Origin of the sequence: Paraburkholderia sp. MM5482-R2 (assembly GCF_050436125.1) — a bacterium.
In the GTDB taxonomy this organism is placed as follows: Bacteria; Pseudomonadota; Gammaproteobacteria; order Burkholderiales; family Burkholderiaceae; genus Paraburkholderia; species Paraburkholderia tuberum.
Genome location: NZ_JBNDLP010000002.1, coordinates 3,863,946 through 3,888,162, shown reverse-complemented (window position 1 = coordinate 3,888,162; position 24,217 = coordinate 3,863,946). Strand labels below are relative to the sequence as shown.

The 24,217-nt window shown below is 66.3% G+C and carries 23 protein-coding genes; 16 read left to right on the top strand and 7 right to left on the bottom strand.

Going from position 1 to position 24,217, the window contains the following annotated elements; translation table 11 throughout:
* Positions 1–112 precede the first annotated feature (112 nt).
* From OKW37_RS20820 to pyrF, 11 genes are all read left to right on the top strand, one after another.
* Positions 113–1,141, top strand: coding sequence for an IclR family transcriptional regulator (locus OKW37_RS20820; protein WP_429408291.1), 1,029 nt, complete (start codon positions 113–115; stop codon positions 1,139–1,141).
* Complete coding sequence (locus tag OKW37_RS20815) at positions 1,138–2,271, top strand: 2-dehydro-3-deoxygalactonokinase (protein WP_429408293.1); 1,134 nt, start codon at positions 1,138–1,140, stop codon at positions 2,269–2,271. The genes OKW37_RS20820 and OKW37_RS20815 overlap by 4 nt, the downstream gene beginning before the upstream one ends.
* A gap of 45 nt (positions 2,272–2,316) precedes the next feature.
* A complete protein-coding gene (locus OKW37_RS20810) occupies positions 2,317–2,997 on the top strand; it encodes a 2-dehydro-3-deoxy-6-phosphogalactonate aldolase (protein WP_429356159.1) in 681 nt (226 codons plus the stop codon).
* A complete protein-coding gene (locus OKW37_RS20805; protein ID WP_429408295.1) occupies positions 2,994–3,776 on the top strand; it encodes an SDR family oxidoreductase in 783 nt (260 codons plus the stop codon). The genes OKW37_RS20810 and OKW37_RS20805 overlap by 4 nt, the downstream gene beginning before the upstream one ends.
* A 120-nt stretch (positions 3,777–3,896) precedes the next feature.
* The gene (locus OKW37_RS20800) at positions 3,897–4,895 is read left to right on the top strand and encodes an arabinose ABC transporter substrate-binding protein (protein WP_184058495.1); all 999 of its coding nucleotides are present in this window, start codon (positions 3,897–3,899) and stop codon (positions 4,893–4,895) included.
* Between the two features lie 127 nt (positions 4,896–5,022).
* The gene (gene araG, locus OKW37_RS20795; protein ID WP_429509908.1) at positions 5,023–6,579 is read left to right on the top strand and encodes an L-arabinose ABC transporter ATP-binding protein AraG; all 1,557 of its coding nucleotides are present in this window, start codon (positions 5,023–5,025) and stop codon (positions 6,577–6,579) included.
* A 54-nt stretch (positions 6,580–6,633) separates the two neighbouring features.
* On the top strand, positions 6,634–7,650 hold the full coding sequence (gene araH / locus OKW37_RS20790) for an L-arabinose ABC transporter permease AraH (RefSeq protein WP_184022903.1): 1,017 nt from the start codon (positions 6,634–6,636) through the stop codon (positions 7,648–7,650).
* A gap of 51 nt (positions 7,651–7,701) precedes the next feature.
* Positions 7,702–8,502: an SDR family NAD(P)-dependent oxidoreductase gene (locus OKW37_RS20785; RefSeq protein ID WP_184058491.1), complete on the top strand. Its 801-nt coding sequence runs from the start codon at positions 7,702–7,704 to the stop codon at positions 8,500–8,502.
* Positions 8,499–9,440: an SMP-30/gluconolactonase/LRE family protein gene (locus OKW37_RS20780; protein ID WP_429408298.1), complete on the top strand. Its 942-nt coding sequence runs from the start codon at positions 8,499–8,501 to the stop codon at positions 9,438–9,440. Before OKW37_RS20785 ends, OKW37_RS20780 begins: the two co-directional genes overlap by 4 nt.
* 220 nt (positions 9,441–9,660) lie before the next feature.
* The gene (locus tag OKW37_RS20775; protein WP_429408300.1) at positions 9,661–10,722 is read left to right on the top strand and encodes an aldose 1-epimerase; all 1,062 of its coding nucleotides are present in this window, start codon (positions 9,661–9,663) and stop codon (positions 10,720–10,722) included.
* 171 nt (positions 10,723–10,893) lie between these two features.
* Complete coding sequence (gene pyrF, locus OKW37_RS20770) at positions 10,894–11,709, top strand: orotidine-5'-phosphate decarboxylase (RefSeq protein WP_184058485.1); 816 nt, start codon at positions 10,894–10,896, stop codon at positions 11,707–11,709.
* An 81-nt stretch (positions 11,710–11,790) separates the two neighbouring features.
* Here the strand turns inward: pyrF and OKW37_RS20765 are convergent, their stop codons facing one another.
* From OKW37_RS20765 to thiL, 4 genes are all read right to left on the bottom strand, one after another.
* Complete coding sequence (locus OKW37_RS20765) at positions 11,791–12,321, bottom strand: cupin domain-containing protein (RefSeq protein WP_429408302.1); 531 nt, start codon at positions 12,319–12,321, stop codon at positions 11,791–11,793.
* Between the two features lie 32 nt (positions 12,322–12,353).
* Complete coding sequence (locus tag OKW37_RS20760) at positions 12,354–12,854, bottom strand: CinA family protein (protein WP_429408304.1); 501 nt, start codon at positions 12,852–12,854, stop codon at positions 12,354–12,356.
* Between the two features lie 109 nt (positions 12,855–12,963).
* Positions 12,964–13,539: a phosphatidylglycerophosphatase A family protein gene (locus OKW37_RS20755; protein ID WP_429408306.1), complete on the bottom strand. Its 576-nt coding sequence runs from the start codon at positions 13,537–13,539 to the stop codon at positions 12,964–12,966.
* Positions 13,529–14,530 carry a thiamine-phosphate kinase gene (thiL, locus tag OKW37_RS20750; RefSeq protein WP_184050951.1) on the bottom strand — a complete coding sequence of 334 codons (1,002 nt, stop codon included), beginning with the start codon at positions 14,528–14,530 and terminating at the stop codon, positions 13,529–13,531. Before thiL ends, OKW37_RS20755 begins: the two co-directional genes overlap by 11 nt.
* A 178-nt stretch (positions 14,531–14,708) precedes the next feature.
* Here thiL and OKW37_RS20745 point away from each other — a divergent pair, with 178 nt between their 5' ends.
* The 3 genes from OKW37_RS20745 (at position 14,709) to OKW37_RS20735 (ending at position 18,458) form a co-directional block, all read left to right on the top strand.
* A complete protein-coding gene (locus OKW37_RS20745) occupies positions 14,709–17,048 on the top strand; it encodes an NADP-dependent malic enzyme (RefSeq protein ID WP_429509906.1) in 2,340 nt (779 codons plus the stop codon).
* A 419-nt stretch (positions 17,049–17,467) separates the two neighbouring features.
* Entirely contained in the window at positions 17,468–17,881 is a 414-nt protein-coding gene (locus tag OKW37_RS20740) for a ribonuclease (protein WP_090801868.1), read from the top strand.
* Between the two features lie 16 nt (positions 17,882–17,897).
* Positions 17,898–18,458 (top strand): barstar family protein, encoded by a 561-nt coding sequence (locus tag OKW37_RS20735; RefSeq protein ID WP_184050947.1) that lies wholly within the window; start codon positions 17,898–17,900, stop codon positions 18,456–18,458.
* A gap of 129 nt (positions 18,459–18,587) precedes the next feature.
* Here OKW37_RS20735 and OKW37_RS20730 read toward each other — a convergent pair whose 3' ends face one another.
* From OKW37_RS20730 to speE, 3 genes are all read right to left on the bottom strand, one after another.
* Positions 18,588–19,328, bottom strand: coding sequence for a 16S rRNA (uracil(1498)-N(3))-methyltransferase (locus tag OKW37_RS20730; protein WP_184050945.1), 741 nt, complete (start codon positions 19,326–19,328; stop codon positions 18,588–18,590).
* A 19-nt stretch (positions 19,329–19,347) separates the two neighbouring features.
* Positions 19,348–19,761 carry a VOC family protein gene (locus OKW37_RS20725; protein WP_090801864.1) on the bottom strand — a complete coding sequence of 138 codons (414 nt, stop codon included), beginning with the start codon at positions 19,759–19,761 and terminating at the stop codon, positions 19,348–19,350.
* Between the two features lie 104 nt (positions 19,762–19,865).
* Positions 19,866–20,768 carry a polyamine aminopropyltransferase gene (gene speE, locus OKW37_RS20720; protein WP_429408309.1) on the bottom strand — a complete coding sequence of 301 codons (903 nt, stop codon included), beginning with the start codon at positions 20,766–20,768 and terminating at the stop codon, positions 19,866–19,868.
* Positions 20,769–21,038: 270 nt separating this feature from the next.
* On the opposite strand from speE, the gene tkt reads away from it, so the two are divergent.
* Both tkt and gap read left to right on the top strand, forming a co-directional pair.
* On the top strand, positions 21,039–23,060 hold the full coding sequence (gene tkt / locus OKW37_RS20715) for a transketolase (protein WP_429408311.1): 2,022 nt from the start codon (positions 21,039–21,041) through the stop codon (positions 23,058–23,060).
* 112 nt (positions 23,061–23,172) lie between these two features.
* The gene (gene gap, locus OKW37_RS20710; RefSeq protein WP_008923882.1) at positions 23,173–24,183 is read left to right on the top strand and encodes a type I glyceraldehyde-3-phosphate dehydrogenase; all 1,011 of its coding nucleotides are present in this window, start codon (positions 23,173–23,175) and stop codon (positions 24,181–24,183) included.
* Positions 24,184–24,217: the final 34 nt, after the last annotated feature.

Here is a 24,217-nt window from a genome sequence, read left to right as displayed (position 1 = left end):
CCATGTCTGGCAGCCAACCACAGCAGCCGCGCGAGCGCGGCGCCGCACCCGTTTCCGCCGTGTTCTCCGGCCCCGCGCGCTAAGCGCAGAAACCATCCGAAGGCGAATCGCCATGAACAAAGCGATGCCCACTCCCGCCGCCAGCGCGGCCGAGGCCGCGCAGGGCTCGAACGGCGGGCCGAACAGCGCCGCGAATCCGGCGCTGAATTCCGCGCCGCGCGAGGCTTCAGCCGTCACCGCCAATGCCGCCGCCAGTGCGTCCGCTACCGCGAGGGCGTCGCGCCCGGTGGCGCGCGCGGCGACCGTCGACGGTCTCGGGCTGCCGGTCACGCTGCTGGAAATCACGCCGCAGCAGGCCGGCACGCAGACGCTGTTGCGCGGCCTTGCGATTCTCGAGGCCGCCGCGGCCGGTGTGCGCGATCTGCGCAGCTTCGGCGCCGCGCTCGGCACGACCCGCAGCACCACGCACCGGCTCGTCAGCAGCCTCGTGCAGGCGCGCTATCTGCGCCAGGTGCAGGGCGGCTATCTGCTCGGGCCGAAGCTGATCGAGCTCGGCACGATCGCGCTCGAACAGATGCCGCTGACGGCCGTCGCGCGTGCGCACCTCGAGTCGCTGGCCGAGCAGACACGCGACACGATCCACCTCGGCGTGCGCGACGGCGACGACGTGCTGTACATCGACAAGATCCCCGGCACGCGCGGCCTCGAAATGCGCTCGCGGGTCGGCCATCGGATGCCGCTCGCGTCGACCGGCATCGGCAAGGCGATGATGCTCGACCTCGCGCCGGACGCATGGCAGTCGCTGTTCGACGCGTCGCGCCGCGCGCTCGCAGGCGTCAGCTTCAAGCCGGACAACCGCCCCGATGCGCCGACCTTCCTGCAGCGCATGACGAACTACGCGGCCGGCGGCTACACGTTCGATCTCGAAGAGAACGAAGCGGCGATCCGTTGCGTCGCGGCGCCGGTGCGCGATGCGTCGGGCGCGATCGTCGCGGCGTTGTCGGTGGCCAGCACGATTTCCTATATGCCGCTCGAACGGATGGACGAACTGATTCCGGTCGTGCAGCGCGAGGCGCGCGCGATTTCGGAAGAACTCGGTTGGCGCGCACCGCGACCGGCCACGCGCAGGATCAAGCGATGAAACAAGCGGGCACCGCCACGCCGGCGAACCACCGGGCGCCCGCCGCGCCCACCTCGGGCGTGAAGCCGGACGCGACCGCCGCCGCCGATACCGCCGCCGTCGATTTCACGCACGCCGCGCTGATCGCGCTCGACTGGGGCACGACGTCGCTGCGCGCCTATCTGTTCGACGCGCACGGTCGCGTGCTGGCGACGCGCGCATCGACGGCCGGCATCATGAATCTGCCGCGTAGCGCGGCCGAGGGCGGCTTCGACGCCGCGTTCGACGACGCCTGCGGCGCATGGCTCGACCATGCGCGCGGCGTGCCGGTGATCGCGGCGGGGATGGTCGGCAGCGCGCAGGGCTGGCTCGAAGCGCCGTATGTCGAGACACCCGCGAACGCCGATGCGCTGGTGGCCGGTATCGTCCGCGTGCAGACCGCGCGCGGTGCGACGCTGCATATCGTGCCGGGCGTGCTGCAACGCGGCGAACTGCCGAACGTGATGCGCGGCGAGGAGACGCAAATTTTCGGCGCGCTCAGCGCGGACGCGGACGGCGTGCACGACGCGGACGGCGTGCACGACGCGAACTCGGTCGACAGCAACGCCCGCTCGCTGATCGGCCTGCCCGGCACGCACGCGAAATGGGCGGTCGTGCAGGCGGAGCGCATCGAGCGTTTTCATACGTTCATGACCGGCGAGGTGTTCGCCGCGCTGCGCGAGCACACGATTCTCGGCCGCACGATGGTCACGCCCGATCGCCCGGATACCGAAGCATTTCTGCGCGGCGTGAACATCGCGCGCGAGCAGGGCCAGGCAGGCGTGCTCGCGACCGTGTTCAGCACGCGCACGCTCGGCTTGACCGGCGCGCTGTCGAGCGAGGCACAGCCGGACTATCTGTCGGGCCTGCTGATCGGGCACGAACTCACCGGCCTCGAAGCGGTCCTCGCGCAGCAAGGCAGCTCGCTCGCGCAGCAGAGTCTGCGGCTGATCGGCAATGACGCGCTGTGCGAGCGCTACCGCCTCGCGCTCGCGCAATTCGGCTGTCTGCGCGCGGAACCGGTGAGGCATGCAACCGAACGCGGCCTGTGGCGCGTCGCCGTCGAAGCGGCGCTCGTCCGGCCGTCCGCCCAGGCGGCGCGCGCAGGCTGACCGGCGGCAGAGCCCTTTACGACGCTCACGAAACAAGGAACCGACATGCAACCACACATCAATCTGCCCGCACCGTACATGCCGCACGCGGGTCTGATCGCCGCGTTCGAAGCCTGTCCGCTGATCGCGATCCTGCGCGGCGTCACGCCCGCCGACGCGGCCGATCACGGTCAGGCCCTGTACGAAGCCGGTTTTCGCATCGTCGAAGTACCGCTCAATTCGCCGCAGCCGTTCGACAGCATCTCGGCGATCCGCAAGGTGCTGCCGGCCGACGCGATCGTCGGCGCGGGCACGGTGCTGCATCCGCTGTTCGTGGACGACGTGAAGGCCGCGGGCGGCGAACTCATCGTGATGCCGCACAGCGATCCGGAAGTCGTGATCGCCGCGAAGGCGCGGGGCCTCGCCTGCGCGCCCGGCGTCGCGACGCCGACCGAGGCGTTCATCGCGCTGAAGAACGGCGCGGACGTGCTGAAGATGTTCCCCGCCGAGCAGCTCGGCTGCCAGGTCGTCAAGGCATGGCGCGCGGTGATCGCCGCGCAGGTGCCGCTCGTGCCGGTCGGCGGCGTCACGCCGGACAACATGGGGCCGTTCCTGAGCGCCGGCGCGAACGGTTTCGGCCTCGGCTCCGCGCTGTACAAGCCGGGCCAGAGCGCGGCGGTGACCGCGTCGCATGCGAAGGCGTTCATCAACGGTCTGCGGATCGCCCGCGCGGGCGCGAAGAAATGAACCGCCTCGCCGGCAAAGCCGCTCTAGTAACCGGCGCCGGGCGTGGCATCGGCGCGGCGATCGCGCTGGCGTTCGCGCGCGAGGGCGCGGCGGTCGTGCTGGCGGAACTCGACCTCGACCTGGCGCAGCGCACGGCCGCGCAGATCGAGGCGGAAGTTGGCACCGGCGCGCGCGCGCTCGCGATTCAGACTGACGTGACGCAACCGGCGTCGGTGCGGCACGCGGTCAGCGAAGGCGAATGCGCGTTCGGCGCGCTCGACATCCTCGTCAACAACGCGGGCATCAACGTGTTCTGCGATCCGCTGACGATGACCGACGCCGACTGGCGGCGCTGCTTCGCCGTTGATCTCGACGGCGTGTGGAACGGCTGTCGCGCGGTGCTGCCGGGCATGGTCGAGCGTGGCGCGGGCAGCATCGTGAACATCGCGTCGACGCACGCGTTCAAGATCATTCCGGGCTGCTTTCCGTACCCGGTCGCGAAGCATGGCGTGATTGGCCTCACGCGCGCGCTCGGCATCGAGTACGCGCCGCGCAACGTGCGCGTGAACGCGATCGCGCCGGGCTACATCGAAACGCAGCTGACGCACGACTGGTGGAACGAGCAGTCCGATCCGGCCGCCGCGCAGCAGGCGACACTCGATCTGCAGCCGATGAAGCGCATCGGCCGCCCGGAGGAGGTGGCGATGACCGCGGTGTTCCTCGCGTCGGACGAAGCGCCGTTCATCAACGCGAGCTGCATCACTGTCGATGGCGGACGCTCGGCGCTGTATCACGACTGAATTCGCATCGCGAAGAGATGCACAGAACACCGGACGACGCGCTGGCCGCGTGTGTCAGACCGGTACAAGAAGACGCGGCCGATTACCTTCTCGTTATCAATTAGTCAGGAGACACGCATTATGAAACGCAGAATTTTCCTCACGCTGGCAGCGGCGGCGGCGGGTGTGCTCTTCAACGCACCGGTCGTACAGGCTGCCGATACGGTCAAGATCGGCTTCCTCGTGAAGCAGCCGGAAGAGCCCTGGTTCCAGGACGAATGGAAGTTCGCCGAGATCGCCGCCAAGCAGAAGGGCTTCACGCTCGTGAAGATCGGCGCGCCGTCGGGCGAGAAGGTAATGAGCGCAATCGATAACCTCGCCGCGCAGAAGGCACAGGGCTTCGTGATCTGCACACCCGACGTCAAGCTCGGGCCGGGCATCGTCGCGAAGGCGAAGGCGGACGGCCTGAAGATGATGACGGTCGACGACCGCCTCGTCGACGGCGCGGGCAAGCCGATCGAAGCGGTGCCGCACATGGGCATCTCGGCGTATAACATCGGCAAGCAGGTCGGCGACGGCATCGCGGCTGAAATCAAGAAGCGCGGCTGGGACATGAAGGACGTCGGCGCGATCGACGTGACCTACGAGCAGTTGCCGACCGCGCATGACCGCACCACCGGCGCAACCGACGCGCTGGTCGCCGCGGGCTTCCCGAAAGCGAACATCGTCACCGCGCCGCAGGCGAAGACCGACACGGAAAACGCGTTCAACGCCGCCAACATCGCGCTGACGAAGAACCCGCAGTTCAAGCACTGGGTCGCTTACGCGCTGAACGACGAAGGCGTGCTCGGCGCGGTGCGCGCGGCGGAAGGCCGTGGCTTCAAGGCCGACAACATGATCGGCATCGGCATCGGCGGTTCGGAGTCCGCGATGAACGAGTTCAAGAAGCCGCAGCCGACGGGCTTCTACGGCACCGTGATCATCAGCCCGAAGCGCCACGGCGAGGAAACCTCGGAACTGATGTACGCGTGGATCACGCAGGGCAAGGAACCGCCGCTGCTGACGCTGACGACCGGCATGCTGGCGACGCGCGACAACGTCGGCGAAGTGCGCGAGAAGATGGGCCTCGCGTCGAAGTAATCGCAACACTTGCGGTGGTATGAAGTACACCGCCGGCGCGTCGCTTTCCCTGCCTATCGCAGGGGACGGCGCGCCGGCGGCGAGAAACGATCTGCGGTAGACAGACGGATGAAGCAAAGGAGGCGAAGTGTCAGCGACGCTACGTTTTGACAATATCGGCAAGGTTTTTCCAGGCGTGCGTGCGCTCGACGGTGTGTCCTTCGACGTCAACGTCGGCCAGGTGCACGGCCTGATGGGCGAAAACGGCGCCGGGAAATCGACGCTGCTGAAAATTCTCGGCGGCGAGTATCAGCCCGATTCGGGCCGCATGATGATCGACGGCAACGAGGTGCGCTTTCCGAGCGCGGCCGCGTCGATCGGTGCCGGCATCGCGGTGATTCACCAGGAACTGCAGTACGTGCCCGACCTCACGGTCGCGGAAAATCTGCTGCTCGGCCAACTGCCCAATGCGCTCGGCTGGGTCAACAAGCGCGAGGCGAAGCGCTTCGTGCGCGAGCGGCTCGCAGCGATGGGCGTCGCGCTCGATCCGAACGCGAAGCTGCGCAAGCTGTCGATCGCGCAACGGCAGATGGTCGAAATCTGCAAGGCGCTGATGCGCAACGCGCGCGTGATCGCGCTCGACGAGCCGACCAGCTCGCTGTCGCACCGCGAGACCGAGGTGCTGTTCAAGCTGGTGCGCGATCTGCGCGCCGACAACCGCGCGATGATCTACATCTCGCACCGCATGGACGAGATCTACGAGCTGTGCGACGCGTGCACGATCTTCCGCGACGGCCGCAAGGTCGCGTCGCATCCGACGCTAGAAGGCGTGTCGCGCGACACGATCGTCAGCGAGATGGTCGGGCGCGAAATTTCGGACATCTATAGCTATTCGGCGCGGCCGCTCGGTGAAGTGCGTTTCGCGGCGAAGGCGATCGAAGGTCATCCGCTCGCGCAGCCGGCGAGCTTCGAGGTGCGGCGCGGCGAGATCGTCGGCTTCTTCGGACTCGTCGGCGCGGGCCGCAGCGAGCTGATGCATCTGGTGTACGGCGCCGAGCATCGCAAGGGCGGCGAACTCATACTCGACGGCAAGCCGATCAAGGTGCGCAGCGCGGGCGAGGCGATTAAGCACGGCATCGTGCTGTGTCCCGAGGATCGCAAGGAAGAGGGCATCGTCGCGATGGCGAGCGTCGCGGAGAACATCAACATCAGCTGCCGCCGTCACTATCTGCGCGCGGGCGTGTTTCTCGATCGCAAGAAGGAGGCGCAGACGGCGGATCGTTTCATCAAGCTGCTGAAGATCAAGACGCCGCATCGGCGGCAGAAGATCCGCTTCCTGTCGGGCGGCAACCAGCAGAAGGCGATTCTGTCGCGCTGGCTCGCCGAGCCCGATCTGAAAGTCGTGATTCTCGACGAACCGACTCGCGGCATCGACGTCGGCGCGAAACACGAGATCTATAACGTGATCTATCAGCTCGCGGAGCGCGGCTGCGCGATCGTGATGATTTCGTCGGAATTGCCGGAAGTGCTCGGCGTGTCCGACCGGATCGTCGTGATGCGCCAGGGCCGCATTTCCGGCGAGCTCGCGCGCAAGGACGCGACCGAACAGTCGGTGCTGAGCCTCGCGCTGCCGCAAAGCTCGACCGCGCTGCCTGAAAACGCGAACGCCGACGCCGCCAACCAGAGCGCGTCGCGCGCGGCCTGAACCTTATCCGGACGCGAGTCCGCAACCCGTGGGGAACGGGGAGGAGTATTGAACATGCAAGCCAGAGAAAACCTCGCGCAGCAGACCGCCAAGAGCGCGGCCGATGCGCTGATTCCGCAGACCGGCGACAAGGCCAAATGGTGGCAGCAGATCACCGAATACAGCCTGATCGTGATCTTCATCCTGATGTTCGTCACGATGTCGCTGACCGTCGATCATTTCTTCTCGATCGAGAACATGCTCGGCCTCGCGCTGTCGATCTCGCAGATCGGCATGGTCGCGTGCACGATGATGTTCTGCCTCGCGTCGCGCGACTTCGACCTGTCGGTCGGCTCGACCGTCGCGTTCGCCGGCGTGCTGTGCGCGATGGTGCTCAACGCGACCAACAGCACGGTCATCGCGATCATCGCGGCGGTCGCGGCGGGCGCGGTGATCGGCTTCGTCAACGGCGCGGTGATCGCTTATCTGCGCATCAACGCGCTGATCACGACGCTCGCGACGATGGAAATCGTGCGTGGCCTCGGCTTCATCGTGTCGCATGGGCAGGCGGTCGGCGTGTCGTCGGATACGTTCATCGCGCTCGGCGGCCTGACGTTCTTCGGCGTGTCGCTGCCGATCTGGGTCACGCTGATCTGCTTCATCGTGTTCGGCGTGATGCTTAACCAGACCGTGTACGGCCGCAATACGCTGGCGATCGGCGGTAATCCGGAAGCGTCGCGGCTCGCCGGTATCAACGTGGAGCGCACGCGCGTCTACATCTTTCTGATCCAGGGTGCCGTCACCGCGCTTGCCGGCGTGATTCTCGCGTCGCGTATCACGTCGGGTCAGCCGAACGCCGCCGAAGGCTTCGAGCTGAACGTGATCTCCGCGTGCGTGCTCGGCGGCGTGTCGCTGTTGGGCGGCCGCGCGACGATCTCCGGCGTCGTGATCGGCGTGCTGATCATGGGTACGGTCGAGAACGTGATGAACCTGCTGAACATCGACGCGTTCTATCAGTACCTGGTGCGCGGCGCGATCCTGCTCGCGGCCGTGTTGCTCGACCAGTTGAAGAACCGCGGCTCGCGCGATTGAGTCGCTTTCACCCCATCCCAAGCACATCCAAGCTCATAAAGGAATCGAACGATGTCGTCTCCGGCCAATGCAAACGCCAGCCTCGCTGACACCGCGTACGCGCGCTATCCGAGCCTCGTCGACCGTACGGTGCTGATCACGGGCGGCGCGACCGGCATCGGCGCATCGTTCGTCGAGCACTTTGCGGCGCAGGGCGCGCGCGTCGCGTTCTTCGATATCGACGCGAGCGCGGGCGACGCGCTCGCCGACCAGCTCGGCGATTCGAAGCACAAGCCGCTGTTTCTGGCCTGCGATCTGACCGACGTCGACGCGCTGCAAAAAGCGATCGCCGACGTGAAGGCCGCGCTGGGTCCGATCCAGGTGCTCATCAACAACGCTGCGAACGACAAGCGCCATCAGATCGGCGACGTGACGCGCGAGTCGTTCGACGCGGGCATCGCCGTGAACATCCGCCATCAGTTCTTCGCGGCGCAGGCCGTGATGGAGGACATGAAGGCCGCGCGTAGCGGCTCGATCATTAACCTCGGCTCGATCAGCTGGATGCTGAAGAACGGCGGCTATCCGGTGTACGTGATGTCGAAGTCGGCGGTGCAGGGTTTGACGCGCGGGCTCGCGCGCGACCTCGGCCACTTCAATATCCGCGTCAACACGCTGGTGCCGGGCTGGGTGATGACCGACAAGCAGCTGCGCCTGTGGCTCGACGACAACGGTCGCCGCCAGATCAAGGAAGGCCAGTGCATCGACGCCGAGCTGATGCCGGCCGACCTCGCGCGCATGGCGCTGTTCCTCGCCGCCGACGACAGCCGCATGATCACCGCGCAGGACATCGTCGTCGACGGAGGCTGGGCGTGAGCGCCAACCCGCGCGTGCAACGGGCCACGCTGCTGCTCGACGCGCAATGCGAGCTCGGCGAAGGCGCGACCTGGTGCGCGAGGAGCGGCCGCTTCTACTGGACCGACATCGAAGGCGCGCGGCTGTGGCGCTACGATCCGGCCGATGGCCGCAGCGATTCGTTCGACATGCCCGAGCGGCTCGCCACCTTCGCACTGTGCGAAAACCCGCGCTACGTGCTGCTCGGGCTCGCATCGCACCTCGCGTTTTTCGATCTGGAGAAGGGCGGCACGCAGCGCATCGTCGACGTCGAGCCCGGTCTCAACACGCGCGTCAACGACGGCCGCTGCGATCGGCAAGGGCGTTTCGTGTTCGGCACCAAGGACGAAAGCGGGCAACGGCAGACGGTCGCCGGCTTTTATCGGTTGAATCACGATCTGTCGCTCGAACGTCTACCGTTGCCAGCGCCGGCGATTTCGAACAGCATCGCATTCAGTCCCGACGGCGCGACGATGTACTACTGCGATTCGCCGACGCGTGAGATCCGCGCGTGCGACTATCGCGCGGACGGCGGCATCGCGAACGATCGCCTGTTCACTCGCCTGACCGATGCGAACGGCATCCCCGACGGCTCGACCGTCGACAGCGACGGCGGCCTGTGGAACGCGCAATGGGGCGGCGCGCGCGTGGTGCGTTACGGTCCCGATGGCGTGGAAACCGAGCGCATCGACGTGCCCACCACGCAGCCGAGCTGCGTCGCGATCGGCGGTGCCGCGCTCGGCCAGGCCACGGGCAGCGCCCAGGGCGAGACGGCGCTCGACACGCTGTACATCACGAGCGCCTACGCCGAGCTCGATGCGACGGCGCGCGCGGCCGACACGCTCGCGGGCGACCTGTTCGTCGCGACGCTCGCGCGGCGCGGTGTTGCGGAGCCGCTGTTCCAGGGCGCGCCTATCTAGCGCAGAATGACGCAGCCCCGGCCGCACGCCGGGGCCGCGATCCTGAAGGTGAAGCAGAAGTCGATGTGGCAGTTTCGGTCCGCGAGCAATACGCCCGCGACCGGCCGGCAACGAATCGGCAACATGCAGTTCGGACTCGAGGCGAATTGGTCACAAAAAGTCGCCCGCCACTCCCGTCAACCCTGACGGCAACGTCCCACGCCTCTCGATGGAGCCAGATATGACTGTTGCGAATCTCGTTTCAGCCTCATCCCCAACCTCTCAAACGCGACGCTCGCGACTCGCCGCGGCGGCCAATCCCGTGCTGGCGGGCCCGAGTACGTCGGCGGTGGCCCTCGGCGAAGGCAGCGCCGGCGATGTCGCGTGCATCACACTCGCCAATTCGCAATTGCGTCTCGATGTCGCGCCGACGCTCGGCGGCGGTGTGACCCGCTTCGACTGGCGCGACGACGGCGCGCTGACGCCGATCTTCCGGCGCTGCAGTCACGTCGGTGTCGATACGCAACCGAACCAGCTGGCCTGCTATCCGCTCTTGCCATACTCGAACCGCATCGGCGGCGGCCATTTCAGCGTGGCCGGGCGGCGCGTCGAGGTGCCGCGCAACCGCGCCGACGAGCCGCTGCCGATTCACGGCGACGGCTGGCTCGCGCAATGGCAGGTGCTCGACGCGGGCCGCGAGCACGTGCGTCTCGCGCTCGACCGCAGCGACGGCAAGCCATACGCGTTCCGCGCGACACAAACCTACACGCTGGACGGCCCAACGCTGGTCGTCTCGCTCGACATCGAAAACGCTGGCCGCGAGACGCTGCCGTTCGGGCTCGGCGTGCATCCGTTCTTCGTGCGCGACGCGGACACCGAGCTGTCGGCGGCGGCCGGCGGCCTGTGGCTCTCGGGCGACGACTGGCTGCCGGTGCGCCACGTGCCGGCGCCCCCCGCGTGGCAGTTCGGCGTCGCGTATCCGCTGCCGGAGACGATCGTCAATCACGCGTTCACCGGCTGGAGCGGCCAGGCGGCAGTGGTGTGGCCGAAGCGCCGTCTGTCGCTGAACATCGCCGCCGACACTGACTATTACGTGCTGTACACGCCGCCCGGCGAAGACTTCTTCTGCTTCGAACCGGTCGATCATCCGATCAATGCAATGAACCTGGCGGGCGGCGCGAGCGAAAACGGCATGACGCTGCTCAAGCGCGGCGAGCGGTTGACGCGCACGTTCCGCTTCACGGTCGAGCGGACTGGACTGCGCTCGATGCCGGGCGGGCGCGGCGCGCGGCGCAGGAAGTAGCCGCAGTCGTAGCCGCCGGGCCGCCGGCCGGACGAACGTCCGAACGGGCGGCCTGGCGCTGCTATCGCCTATGAGGCGCGGGCCGCGCGGTGACCGCCATCGACGGGCGGCGTTCGTGGGACAGGTAAAATACGCGCCTCCTCCGATTACCGGCTCGCCGCGAGACTCACCATGTCCAATTTCATCCAGACACTCAACGACGCCTGGCAGCGCACGAACTCGCTGCTGTGCGTTGGCCTCGATCCCGAGCCCAGCAAGTTCCCGGGTGCGCTCGCGGGCCGCGCCGACGCGATCTTCGAGTTCTGCCGCACGATCGTCGATGCAACCGCGCCGTACGCGTCGTCGTTCAAGCCGCAGATCGCCTACTTCGCCGCGCATCGCGCGGAAGAGCAGCTCGAGCAGCTGATCGCCCACATTCACGCGAACCATCCGGGCCTGCCGGTGATTCTCGACGCCAAGCGCGGCGATATCGGCAGCACGGCCGAGCAATACGCACGCGAGGCCTTCGAGCGCTACCAGGCCGACGCGGTGACGGTCAATCCGTACATGGGTTTCGATTCGATCGAGCCGTATCTCGAGCACGCAGGCAAGGGCGTGATCGTGCTGTGTCGCACGTCGAACGCGGGTGGCTCGGATCTGCAGTTTCTCGAGACAAGCGGTCGGCCGCTGTATCAGGTCGTCGCGCAACTGGCCGCGCAGAAGTGGAATGCAAGCGGCCAGCTTGGGCTCGTGGTCGGCGCGACGTTTCCGAAGGAAATCGAAGTGGTGCGGGGGATCGTCGGCGACATGCCGCTGCTGATTCCGGGCATCGGCGCGCAAGGCGGCGACGTGCAGGCCACCGTGAGCGCCGGACGCACCGCGAACGGCACCGGCATGCTGATCAACTCTTCGCGCGCGATCATCTACGCGGGCAAGGGCGACGATTTCGTGCAAGCGGCCGCGCAGGCCGCGAAGGACACCCGCGACCGGATCAACGCGTTTCGTTGAACCGGCGGGCGATCCCGCGGCGGGCGATCCCGCGGCGGGCGATCCCGCGGCGGGCGATCCCGCGACGACCGGCGCGGCGCGTCAGCGCGCCGGTGCGAGCCGCCCGATCAACCCCGCATGCCGCGGATGCCGCGCCTTCAGCGCGTCCACCTCCGCGAGTTCGAACTCGCTGAATTCGAAACCCGGCGCGACCGTGCAGCCGACCAGCGCGAACGATGCCGGATCGGCGCACTCGGCCGCGAACCACAAGCCGGCCGGCACGACGGCCTGACAGACCGTATCGGGATGAGTGAGCGGATTGCCGAGCCGGTGCGTGACGAGCGCACCGCCGGCATCGTTTTCATCGAGCACGTGGACCAGCAGCGGCTCGCCGGCATAGAAATGCCAGACTTCGTCGGAACGGATCCGATGCCAAGCCGAATGCGCGCCGTCGCACAGCAAGTAATGGATCGCAGTCGACGCCGCACGGGCGTTCCCAACCTCGCTCGGTTCGCCGGCGCGCAGAACATGCGCGGCCGAGCGGTAGGTCTCCGCAAAAAAGCCGCCTTCAGGATGGGGCTTCAGATCGAAGCGGCGGATCAGTTCGTCTGCGATCGCGCGCGAATCCGGCATTGTCGGCCTCCTCGGTGATAGTTAGCCGCCGCTCAATGCTCGCGTTCGTCGAGTAGCGCCAGCAGGCCGCGCAGCGCGTGCGCCGCGGCCTGCACGCGGATCTGGTCGCGGTCGCCCTTGAAAATCTTCGTTTCCACCGACGTGTGCAGCCGGTTGCTCCAACTGAACGACACCATGCCGACCGGCTTGGTTTCCGTGCCGCCGCCGGGGCCGGCGACGCCGGTGATCGACAGCGACACCTGCGCTCGGCTGTTGCGCAGCGCGCCTTCGGCCATCGCTCGTGCGACCGGCTCGCTGACCGCGCCGTGCTTTTCGATCAGTTCGGCCGGCACACCGATCATTTCGCTTTTCGCCTGGTTCGAATACGTGACGAAGCCGCGTTCGAACCAGCCGCTGCTGCCGGAGATGTCGGTGATCGCGGTCGCGACCATGCCGCCCGTGCAGGACTCGGCGGTCACGAGCATCAGGCGCTCGTCGCGCAGACGGTTGCTCACGCGGATCGCAAGCTGGTGAACGACGGAATCGGTAGGCATGGCGTCAGTCAATCCGGAAAACGAAGCCGGCCGGGCGGCGCGGCGAACGGCAGGGGCCGGGCGGCGACCAAAAGAGTCGAACGGTACTCGAACGGTGAACAGGCAGCGCTCAAACCGACATCCGCCACAGCGCAATCACCAGCAACGTAAAAAATGCGGCGATCAGGTCATCGAACATGATGCCAAAGCCACCTTTCAGCCGGCGGTCGAAGTAGCCGATCGGCGGCGGCTTCACCATGTCGAAGAAGCGGAAGATCAGGAACGCCCACACCTGGCCGGTGAGCGTGGCAGGCGTGACCATCAGCAGCACGAGCCAGATCGCGACGATTTCGTCCCACACGACCGCCGACGGATCCTCGACGCCGAGCCGCCTCGCGGTAAAGCCGCACAACGCGATGCCGCCGAGAAAGCCGACGCCGATCAGCACGCCCCATTCGATGACTGTCAGATAACGACTCAGCACTGCGAACGAGGCCCACCCGAGCAGCGTGCCGATCGTGCCCGGTGCGACGGGCGACAGCCCGCTGCCGAAGCCGAGCGACAGAAGGTGGACTGGATGCGACAGCATGAAGCGCGCGGTCGCGCGGCGCGGCTGAGCAGGCTTCGGCGCGCGCGGTCCAGGCGCCTGGGGCGGCTCGCCGCCGAGGAAGTCGTCGGCGGGGCCGAGCGGGGGGTCATTCTGCATGAAAGTGATCGAAACCTTGCAAGGTCAGAGTGAGCGGCGCGCCGCTGGCGTTGCGCCACGCGATGGCCGGGCGGTCGGTGGCCGCCTCCAGTGCGCTTATTGTACCGATGCGGGTGACCGGCACGGCGGCCTTCTGCGCGGCGGCCTCGACCGCGGCGCGCGCGGCGGCGGGCGCGGTGAAGCACAGCTCGTAGTCGTCGCCGCCGGCGAGCGTGCAGCGCTGCTGGACGTCGGGCGGCAGGCGGCGTAGCGCGGCCGAGCGCGGCACCGCATCGACGTCGACGCTCGCGCCCACCGACGAGCGTTCGAGGATGTGCCGCAGATCGCCCGCGAGTCCGTCCGATAGGTCGAGCGCCGCGTGTGCGATGCCGCGCAGCGCGAGGCCGAGCGCGATGCGCGGCTCGGGGCGTTCGAGCGCCCGGCGGAACGTCGCGGCGTCATTCGGGGTGGCGGACCATTCGCCGCGCTGCGCGCCGAGGCCGGCGCGCGCGTCGCCGAGAGTGCCGGAAATCCAGATGTCGTCGCCGGGTTGCGCGGCATCGCGGCGCAAGGCTGTTCGTGGCGGCACGCTGCCGAATACCGTAATGCACAGATTGAGCGGCCCGCCCGTCGTATCGCCGCCGATCAGCTCGCAACCGTAGCGCTCGGCGAGCGCGAACAGGCCTTCGCTGAAACCGGAAAGCCAGGCTTCGTCGGCTTTCGGCAGCGAGAAGGCCAGCGTGAACGCCCGCGGCTGCGCGCCCATTGCGGCGAGGTCAGACAGATTGACGGCAAGCGCCTTGTGACCGAGCGCTTCGGGATCGATATCGGCGAGGAAATGACGGCCTTCGACCAGCATGTCCGTCGATATCGCCAGCATTTCGCCGGCAGGCGGCGCCAGCAACGCGCAATCGTCGCCGATGCCGAGCGTGCCGCCTTCGGCATTGGCGGGCCGCACGGCGGCGGCGCGGCGGGCAAAGAAACGATCGATCAGCGAAAACTCGGAAAGCATGATGGCGGACGGTGAGCGGAGAACGATTGGAGAAATAGCGCGGATCAGGGTGATTGAGCGTGATGCCCCGTCGCAAGCGCCGGACCATCCGGACAACGGGCAACGCGCGCTTTCACGCTGTTTCAGTCGCGGCTGTTGTACCCGTATTGAAGGAATTGCGTAGGCAATTGGGGCTACAATGCCGTCGAACGTCTATTCTAATCTGCCCTCCGAAGCCCGCCTTATGTCGAATCCCGTCAATACCAAACTCCGCGAAGCAGCTCTCGATTACCACGAGTTCCCGACTCCCGGCAAAATCGCGATCGCCCCGACCAAGCAGATGATCAACCAGCGCGACCTCGCGCTGGCGTATTCGCCTGGCGTCGCGTTCGCGTGCGAGGAAATCGTCGAGAGTCCGCTGAACGCCGCGCGCTTCACCGCGCGCAGCAACCTCGTTGGCGTCGTCACGAACGGGACCGCGGTGCTGGGCCTCGGCAACATCGGGCCGCTCGCGTCGAAGCCGGTCATGGAAGGCAAGGCCGTCCTGTTCAAGAAGTTCGCCGGCATCGACGTGTTCGATATCGAGATCAACGAGAACGATCCGCACAAGCTGGTCGAGGTGATCGCCGCGCTCGAGCCGACCTTCGGCGGCATCAACCTCGAAGACATCAAGGCGCCGGACTGCTTCATCGTCGAGCGCGAATGCCGCAAGCGCATGAAGATTCCGGTGTTCCACGACGACCAGCACGGCACCGCGATCGTCGTCGCGGCGGCGGTCACCAACGGCCTGAAGGTCGTCGGCAAGGACATCAAGGAAGTCAAGCTGGTCGCCTCGGGCGCGGGCGCGGCGGCGCTCGCGTGTCTGGACCTGCTGGTCGACATCGGCATGTCGCTCGAAAACATCACCGTGACCGACCTCGCGGGCGTCGTGTACAAGGGCCGCACCGAACTGATGGACCCGGACAAGGAGCGTTTCGCGCGTGAAACCGACGCGCGCTCGCTTGCCGAGGTGATCGAAGGCGCGGACGTGTTCCTCGGGTTGTCGGCCGGCGGCGTGCTCAAGCAGGACATGGTCAAGCAGATGGCCGCCAGGCCGCTGATCCTCGCGCTTGCGAACCCGACGCCGGAAATCCTGCCGGAACTCGCGCTCGAAGTGCGTCCGGACGCGGTGCTGTGCACGGGCCGCACCGACTACCCGAACCAGGTCAACAACGTGCTCGTGTTCCCGTTTCTGTTCCGCGGCGCGCTCGACGCCGGCGCGACGACGGTCACGCGCGAAATGGAAATCGCCGCCGTCAACGCGATCGCCGAGCTGGCGCGCCAGGAGCAGAGCGACATCGTCGCGACCGCGTACGGCATCCAGGATCTATCGTTCGGACCGGAATACCTGATTCCGAAACCCTTCGATCCGCGTCTGATCGTGAAGGTCGCGCCCGCGGTGGCGAAGGCCGCGATGGAATGCGGTGTTGCCGAGCGTCCAATCGAGGACATGGACGCATACGCGCAGCATCTGCAGCAGTTCGTTTATCACAGCGGCACGACGATGAAGCCGATCTTCCAGCTCGCGCGCAGCGTCGAGCCGGAGAAGAAGCGCATCGTGTTCGCGGAAGGCGAAGAAGAGCGCGTGCTGCGCGCGATGCAGATCATCGTCGACGAAAAGCTCGCAAAGCCGATCCTGATCGGCCGGCCGGCCGTGATCGAGCAGCGGATCGCGCGTTATGGCCTGCGGCTCGTCGCGGGGCAGGACTACACGGTCGTCAACACCGATCATGACGAACGTTACCGCGAGTTCTGGCAGGAATACGCGAAGATGATGTCGCGCAAGGGCATCACCACGCAGATGGCCAAGCTCGAGATGCGCCGCCGCACCACGCTGATTGGCTCGATGATGGTCAAGAAGGGCGAGGCGGACGGCATGATCTGCGGTACGGTCAGCACCACGCACCGCCACCTGCACTTCATCGATCAGGTGATCGGCAAGAAGCCCGGCGCGAAAGTCTATGCGGCGATGAACGCGCTGGTGCTGCCGAATCGGCAGATTTTCCTCGTCGATACGCACGTGAACGTCGATCCGACACCGGCCGAGCTGGCTGAGATCACGATCATGGCAGCCGAGGAAGTGCGCCGTTTCGGCATCGAGCCGAAGGTTGCACTCGTGTCGCACTCGAACTTCGGTTCGAGCAACGCGCCGACGGCGCAGAAGATGCGCGATACGCTCGAGATCCTGCGCGAACGCGTGCCGCAGCTGCAAGTTGACGGCGAAATGCACGGCGACGTCGCGCTCGACGCCAACCTGCGCCGCGAGGTATTGCCCGATTCGACGCTCGAAGGCGACGCGAACCTGCTGGTGCTGCCGAACATCGACGCGGCCAACATCTCGTACAACCTGCTGAAGACGGCGGCCGGCAACAACATTGCGATTGGCCCAATTCTGCTCGGCGCGGCCAAGCCGGTGCACGTGCTGACGCCGTCGGCGACGGTGCGCCGGATCGTCAACATGGCGGCGCTGCTGGTCGCGGACGTCAGCGCAACCCGCTAACTGCGCATCGTGATCGGGCCGCGAGAGGCCCGGCGCCGGTTTTCCAACCGGCGTACCTGAAAAAAAAGGCGTGCCCGCAATGGGCACGCCCTCAGGGCAAGCTGGGGATCGCCACCCCGAAAATGGCAATGACACAGCCTTTCGGCTGAGTGGTTACAGGCTCCAACAACCGCAATCGAACGCCTCGGCCAGCGGCCGCTTGCACCGCCCGCACTGCATTCGATCACGATTGAGCTCAGTTTAGCCCGATCGAGCTAAACATTCTGTCAAAAGTCGTCAAAGTCCGCGCCACCGGCTTTTCCGCGGGGTGAGGCGGGGTGCCATCGGCCGTCGAACGTTGATTCCAAAGGCTATTAGCGATACCCTTACGACTTTCATGGTCGTCAAACTCGTGATCTGACAGCGGGGAAACCTGATACATGGCACGCAACTGGTTGCGCATGAAAGGCGTGCTGATCGGTGCCGCCGCACTCTGCGCGTTGTCCAGTTCCGCGCCCGAAGCGCTGGCGCGAGATTACTCGGCGCCAACTGGGGTGGAAGCGCAGGTGGGCACCATCGCGTTGGCGCAATTGCCGCGCGAGGCGGTCGATACGTTGAACCTCATTGCCGCCGGCGGGCCTTACCCGTATCAGAAGGACGGCATCGTATTCGGCAACTACGAACGGGTGCTGCCCGCCCACCGGCGCGGCTATTACCACGAATACACCGTCCCCACGCCTCACGCGCGTAATCGCGGGGCGCGCCGCATCGTCTGCGGAGGTCCGCTACAGCGGACCGACAATTGTTATTACTCGGACGACCATTACACCAGTTTTAACCATATTGTTGAATGACATTGGGATGAACGGCATGAGCGACAACATCTACGCGCACGATTCCGGAGTCGCGACGGATCTTTTCGCGGCCGGCGACGGCAATTTGTTCCAACGCGTCATGAAGATGCGCGCCGACGAGCAGGGTCGCGACAATCAAAGCGAGGCTGCCACGGTGGTTTCATCGAACGAGGAGCCCATGAGCCTTTTCAGGACGGTGCGGCCGAACATCGTGCAGTCGATCCGCGCGTTCCGCGTGCAGGATCTCGCCGACGAGGCCAACCTGCTTGGCCAGCACTTTCTGTATGCGTACTGCGCGAACGCCGCCTCGAAGCAGGAAGTGCTCGAGACGATCGCGACGTCGTTCCTGTTTCCCAAGCATTTCGGCAAGAACTACGACGCGCTCTACGACTGCCTGACCGACCTCGTGCACAAGGCCGGCGCGCAGCCCGGCTTCGTGATCGTGCTCGAACACCTGCCGATCGCGCAGAAATTCGACAAGGAAGGGCGCGAGACGCTGCTCGACGTGTTCCGTGAAGCGGCCGAATTCTGGGCCGAGCGCAAGGTCGCGTTCCGGGTGTTCTACTCGTTCGCTTGAAGTTCGCCGGATTTTCGCCTGTTCAGGCGTAGCTGCTTGAGTCTGACAGTGAACGTCGCGGTATAAACGGCAAAGGCCCGCTAATTGGCGGGCCTTTGCTTTTGTCGCGCTGCTTGGGCAAGCACCCGCTCACCAGCCGCCCCAGCGCGCCGCGAGCCCCGCCAACACTGCGATTCCGGCGGTCTCTGTACGCAGCACACGTGGTCCCAAGCCAATCGCGGTAAAGCCCTGTTCGCCGGCGGCAGCTTCCTCGTCGGCGCAAAGGCCGCCTTCGGGGCCGATCAGCAGCGTCACGCCGCCAGGCGGCGGCGCGTCAGGCAGCGCCGCAAAGCCGATGCTCGCGCGCGGCGATAACAGCAGGCGCAGCTCGTCAGGCGCCGGCTCGCGCGACAGCGTATCGAGCCACGCGCCAATCTCGCACACCGGCATCACGTCCGGAACCCGATTACGTCCGCACTGTTCGCACGACGCCCGCACCACACCCTGCCAGTGCTGCTGCCGCCGCTGCGCGCGCTCGCCGGTAAGCCGCACGATGCTGCGCGCGGTCGCGAGCGGCACGAAGCCCGAGGCGCCGAGTTCGACCGCCTTCTCGATCAGCCAGTCCATCTTGTCGCCGCCGGCGATGCCTTGGGCGAGCGTCAGCCGATACGGCGGCTCGACCTCGATCGCGCGAAATTCGCCGATTTTCACGCGAGCCGCACGACGCTCGACCTCGACGAGTTCGGCGGCGTATTCGCCGCCCTGGCCGTTGAACAACGCCAGGGAATCGCCTGGCTGCAGACGCAGCACGGCCACGTGGCGCACGACGTCGTCGGGCAGTGCGATCACGTCGTCGGCGTAAAGCGGCATATCAACAAAAAAACGGGGCATCGACGGGAGACTCTTGAATTCAGGACAGGTGGCGGGCGAGTGCCCAGCGATAGCCGTCGATATCCTCGACCTGCGCGAAGCGGTCGCCCCAGAACTGGTCCTGTGGCTCGCTCAGCGACTTCGCGCCGGCCGCGAGCGCGCGAGCATACACGGCGTCGACGTCCTCGACATAGACATAGAACGATTGCGGCGCGATCGTGCCCGCGCTTTTCGGCGTCTTCGCGGTCGAGCCGAACGCGCCTTCAGGCGCGAACATCACGATCAGCTGGCCTTGATAGGTCATCTCGACGTGCATGACGACGCCGTCGTCCTGCACGCTGTCGCGCACGTCGAAACCGAACGCCGCCGAGAAGAATGCCGTCGACGCGCGCGCGTCGCGCACCGTCAGATAGGGGGTGAGCCAGGGCACACCGGCGGGGTGGGGGGCGGTCATGGAGTTCTCCGGATCTCGTGAGGCGGCGAGGCCACGGTTGCGGGTTTCGGTCGGGCGCGGCACGCCGGCATCACACGAACCGATTCGCGCAAGGTGTCCGCGCTTCAAAAGGACGACTTCGTCAACGGGCTCAGTTTATCGCGCGCCGATCGCGCCGCCGAGAATAGCCCCGCGTGCAGGGCTGGTTCGTAATGACGCAGCGCATCGATGCCGCGCGCGGCGAGACGCTCGGTGAGCGTGTCGGCGGTGAGCGCGGCGGGGTCGAGCGTGTCGCTGGCGATCGCCATCAGCCATAGCGAGCCGTAGAGCGGCACGAAGGTGCCCAGCGTGCGCACTAGTGCGAACGCGGCGTGCAGATCGCCGAGCAGCGCGGCGATGCGCGGCGCGTGGTGGTACGGCGAGCCGAGATGGAGCGACAGCAACGCATCGGCGCGCAGCACGCGCTTCAACTGCGCGTAGAAGGTCGGCGTGTACAGGCCGGCCGCGGGCGAATCGGGTGGCGTCAGGTCGAATACGACGAGGTCGAACTGCGCGGCCGCGATGTTCGTTGCACCCTGCGTCGCGCGGGCCGCCGCCGCGACGTAGTCCGCCGCATCGCCGATCACCAGCTCGACGCGCGGATCGTCGAACGCACCGCCATGCACCTGCGGCAAATGTCCGCGCGTGAGCCGCACGACCTCGGGATCGAGCTCCGCGACGACGATCCGCTCGATGCCCGGATGCCTGAGCAATTGCCTCGCGGCCCCGCCATCGCCGCCGCCGAGCACCAGCGCCGCGCGCGGCGCCGGATGCGCGAGCGCGGCCGGATGCACCATGCATTCGTGGTAGATGAACTCGTCGCCTGCGGACGTCATCGGACGGCCGTCGAGCGTGAACAGCGCGCCGAGCTGCGGCGTGTCCCAGATCTCGATCGTCTGATAACGGGATTCGACACGCTCGACGAGGCGCGCGTGAGGAAAGCCGTAGACGGCGTCGGGACAAGGCTGGAACAATAGCAGGGCGTTCACGGCGGACGGGCTCGATCGGTAGTGCGGACACACAGCTGCTCGAATTGTAAATGCCGCCGCCTGGCGGTGTGCGTTGAACCACGTGGCCAGGCGGCTTTCCGGCCGGGTAGGGGGTTAGCCTTCTGCTAGAATGTGACGCTTTCAGCCTTGTCCGCTTGCTCTGCCCGTTTCGCGTCTCCTGGCGCCGCATCGTGCGCCGTAGCGAAGTGACCGCCGAGCTTCCGGGCCTCAAGCGCGCCCCCGCTTTCTGACTCTGTCTCCGGACTCGACATGACGACCCCGTCTCCCGCACCCACCTCCCTGATGGCCAACGCGATCCGCGCGTTGGCCATGGACGCCGTTCAAAAGGCGAACTCCGGTCACCCCGGCATGCCGATGGGCATGGCCGAAATCGGCGTCGCCCTGTGGTCGCGTCATCTGCGCCATAACCCGAAGAACCCGCAATGGGCCGATCGCGACCGCTTCGTGCTGTCGAACGGTCACGGCTCGATGCTGCTGTACTCGCTGCTGCATCTGACCGGCTACGACCTGCCGATGGACGAGCTGAAGAACTTCCGCCAGCTCCATTCGAAGACGCCGGGTCACCCGGAATACGGCATCACGCCAGGCGTCGAGACGACCACCGGCCCGCTCGGCCAGGGTCTCGCGAACGCGGTCGGCATGGCGCTCGCCGAATCGCTGCTCGCCACCGAATTCAACAAGCCCGACGCCAGGATCGTCGATCACCACACGTACGTGTTCGTCGGCGACGGCTGCCTGATGGAAGGCATCTCGCACGAAGCCTGCTCGCTCGCGGGCGTGCTGAAGCTGAACAAGCTGATCGCGTTCTACGACGACAACGGCATTTCGATCGACGGCGAAGTGGTGCACTGGTTCCACGACGACACGCCGAAGCGCTTCGAAGCATACGGCTGGAACGTGATCCCGCACGTGGTCGGCCATGACGTCGACGCGGTCGACGCGGCGATCAGGCAGGCGAAGCTGTCGGACAAGCCGACGCTGATCTGCTGCAAGACCGTGATCGGTGAAGGCGCGCCGACCAAGGCGGGCTCGCACGATTCGCACGGCGCGCCGCTCGGCGACAAGGAAATCGCGGCGACGCGCGAAGCGATCGGCTGGAAGTGGGAGCCGTTCGTGATTCCGCAGGAAGTCTACACGGCATGGGACGCGAAGGAAGCGGGCGCGCGCTTCGAAGCGGAATGGGACGAGGCGTTCGCTGCCTACGCGGCGAAGTACCCGCAGGAAGCGGCCGAATTCAAGCGCCGCAGCGCGAAGCAACTGCCGGCCGACTGGAAAGATAAGGCGCAAGCGATCATCGCCGGCGCGAACGAGCGCGCTGAGACCGTGGCGACGCGTAAGGCATCGCAGCAGGCCATCGAAGGCCTGTCGGCCGTGTTGCCCGAACTGCTCGGCGGTTCCGCCGACCTGACCGGCTCGAACCTCACCAACTGGAAGGCCGCCAAGCCGGTGCGCGTGAATGCCGAAGGCCGTGCCGCCGGCAACTACGTGAACTACGGCGTGCGCGAATTCGGCATGAGCGCGGCGATCAACGGCGTCGCGCTGCATGGCGGCTACAAGGCGTTCGGCGGCACGTTCCTGACGTTCTCCGACTACAGCCGCAACGCGCTGCGCGTCGCCGCGCTGATGAAGTCGCCGTCGATCTTCGTGTTCACGCACGACTCGATCGGTCTCGGCGAAGACGGCCCGACCCACCAGTCGATCGAACACGTCGCGAGCCTGCGCCTGATCCCGAATCTGCAAACGTGGCGCCCGGCCGACACGGTCGAAACCGCGGTGGCCTGGACCCATGCGATCGAGCATGAAGGTCCGTCGTGCCTGATCTTCAGTCGCCAGAACCTGCAGTTCAACGAGCGCACCGACGCGCAGATCGCCAACATCGAGAAGGGCGGCTACGTGCTGCGCGACTGGGATGAAGAGATCGTCGCGCGTAAGATCATCCTGATCGCGACGGGCTCGGAAGTCGAACTCGCGATGAAAGCCGTCGAGCCCCTCGCGCGCGAAGGCATCGCCGCCCGCGTCGTGTCGATTCCGTCGACGACCGTGTTCGACAGGCAGGACGCCGAGTACCGCGAACGCGTGCTGCCGCATGGCGTGCGTCGCGTCGCGATCGAAGCGGGCGTGTCGGATTTCTGGCGCAAGTACGTGGGTCTGGAAGGCGGCGTGGTCGGCATCGACACGTTCGGCGAATCGGCCCCGGCAGGCGTGCTGTTCAAGCATTTCGGTTTCACCGTCGAGCACGTGGTGGCGACGGTCAAGGCCGCGCTCGGCTGATGGTTGCGTCGCGTTGCCGTCGTGCCCCTCGTGGCTGCGCGCGGCAACGCACCGAACCGGATGTCCGACCAGGCGAACCTAAACGGATTTTTTAGCCATCAGGAGATAAATCATGACGATTCGCGTCGCAATCAACGGCTACGGCCGGATCGGCCGCAATACCCTGCGCGCCTTCTATGAAAACGGCAAGAAGCACGATATCGAAATCGTTGCCATCAACGATCTGGGCGATGCGAAGACCAACGCCCACCTGACGCAGTACGACACCGCGCACGGCAAGTTCCCGGGCGACGTGTCGGTGGACGGCGACTACCTCGTCGTGAACGGCGACAAGATCCGCGTGCTGGCGAACCGCAACCCGGCCGAACTGCCGTGGGGCGAGCTGGGCGTCGACGTCGTGATGGAGTGCACGGGCTTTTTCACGACCAAGGAAAAGGCGAGCGCGCACATCAAGGGCGGCGCGAAGAAGGTCATCATCTCGGCGCCGGGCGGTAAGGACGTCGACGCGACAATTGTCTACGGCGTGAACCACAACGTGCTGAAGGCGTCGGACACGGTCATCTCGAACGCATCGTGCACGACCAACTGCCTCGCGCCGCTGGTCAAGCCGCTGAACGACAAGATCGGCCTCGTGAACGGCCTGATGACGACGATCCACGCGTACACGAACGACCAGGTTCTGACCGACGTGTACCACGAAGACCTGCGCCGCGCGCGTTCGGCCACGCATAGCCAGATCCCGACCAAGACCGGCGCGGCATCGGCGGTCGGCCTCGTGCTGCCCGAACTGAACGGCAAGCTGGACGGCTACGCAATCCGCGTCCCGACGATCAACGTGTCGGTCGTCGACCTGTCGTTCATCGCCGCGCGCGACACGACGGTCGAGGAAGTCAACGCGATCATGAAGGAAGCATCGGAAGGTGCGCTGAAGGGCGTCCTCGGTTACAACGACGCACCGCTCGTGTCGATCGACTACAACCACAACCCGGCTTCGTCGACGTTCGACTCGACGCTGACCAAGGTGTCGGGCCGACTCGTGAAAGTGTCGAGCTGGTACGACAACGAGTGGGGCTTCTCGAACCGCATGCTGGACACGGCTGTGGCGCTCGCGAACGCGAAGTAAGTTTCGGGTTTCACGCTGCATGAAAAAGCCGCTC

Bases quoted from the DNA above. Each gene is read 5' to 3' on its own strand.
- OKW37_RS20725 (WP_090801864.1), bottom strand. From the start codon at position 19,761: ATGACCGCCCCCCACCCCGCCGGTGTGCCCTGGCTCACCCCCTATCTG.
- gap (WP_008923882.1), top strand. From the start codon at position 23,173: ATGACGATTCGCGTCGCAATCAACGGCTACGGCCGGATCGGCCGCAAT.
- tkt (WP_429408311.1), top strand. From the start codon at position 21,039: ATGACGACCCCGTCTCCCGCACCCACCTCCCTGATGGCCAACGCGATC.
- araH (WP_184022903.1), top strand. From the start codon at position 6,634: ATGCAAGCCAGAGAAAACCTCGCGCAGCAGACCGCCAAGAGCGCGGCC.
- OKW37_RS20765 (WP_429408302.1), bottom strand. From the start codon at position 12,321: ATGCCGGATTCGCGCGCGATCGCAGACGAACTGATCCGCCGCTTCGAT.
- OKW37_RS20785 (WP_184058491.1), top strand. From the start codon at position 7,702: ATGTCGTCTCCGGCCAATGCAAACGCCAGCCTCGCTGACACCGCGTAC.
- OKW37_RS20745 (WP_429509906.1), top strand. From the start codon at position 14,709: ATGCCGTCGAACGTCTATTCTAATCTGCCCTCCGAAGCCCGCCTTATG.
- OKW37_RS20775 (WP_429408300.1), top strand. From the start codon at position 9,661: ATGACTGTTGCGAATCTCGTTTCAGCCTCATCCCCAACCTCTCAAACG.
- OKW37_RS20740 (WP_090801868.1), top strand. From the start codon at position 17,468: ATGGCACGCAACTGGTTGCGCATGAAAGGCGTGCTGATCGGTGCCGCC.
- pyrF (WP_184058485.1), top strand. From the start codon at position 10,894: ATGTCCAATTTCATCCAGACACTCAACGACGCCTGGCAGCGCACGAAC.
- OKW37_RS20815 (WP_429408293.1), top strand. From the start codon at position 1,138: ATGAAACAAGCGGGCACCGCCACGCCGGCGAACCACCGGGCGCCCGCC.
- OKW37_RS20800 (WP_184058495.1), top strand. From the start codon at position 3,897: ATGAAACGCAGAATTTTCCTCACGCTGGCAGCGGCGGCGGCGGGTGTG.
- OKW37_RS20760 (WP_429408304.1), bottom strand. From the start codon at position 12,854: ATGCCTACCGATTCCGTCGTTCACCAGCTTGCGATCCGCGTGAGCAAC.
- OKW37_RS20820 (WP_429408291.1), top strand. From the start codon at position 113: ATGAACAAAGCGATGCCCACTCCCGCCGCCAGCGCGGCCGAGGCCGCG.
- OKW37_RS20755 (WP_429408306.1), bottom strand. From the start codon at position 13,539: ATGCAGAATGACCCCCCGCTCGGCCCCGCCGACGACTTCCTCGGCGGC.
- OKW37_RS20735 (WP_184050947.1), top strand. From the start codon at position 17,898: ATGAGCGACAACATCTACGCGCACGATTCCGGAGTCGCGACGGATCTT.
- OKW37_RS20805 (WP_429408295.1), top strand. From the start codon at position 2,994: ATGAACCGCCTCGCCGGCAAAGCCGCTCTAGTAACCGGCGCCGGGCGT.
- OKW37_RS20730 (WP_184050945.1), bottom strand. From the start codon at position 19,328: ATGCCCCGTTTTTTTGTTGATATGCCGCTTTACGCCGACGACGTGATC.
- thiL (WP_184050951.1), bottom strand. From the start codon at position 14,530: ATGCTTTCCGAGTTTTCGCTGATCGATCGTTTCTTTGCCCGCCGCGCC.
- OKW37_RS20810 (WP_429356159.1), top strand. From the start codon at position 2,317: ATGCAACCACACATCAATCTGCCCGCACCGTACATGCCGCACGCGGGT.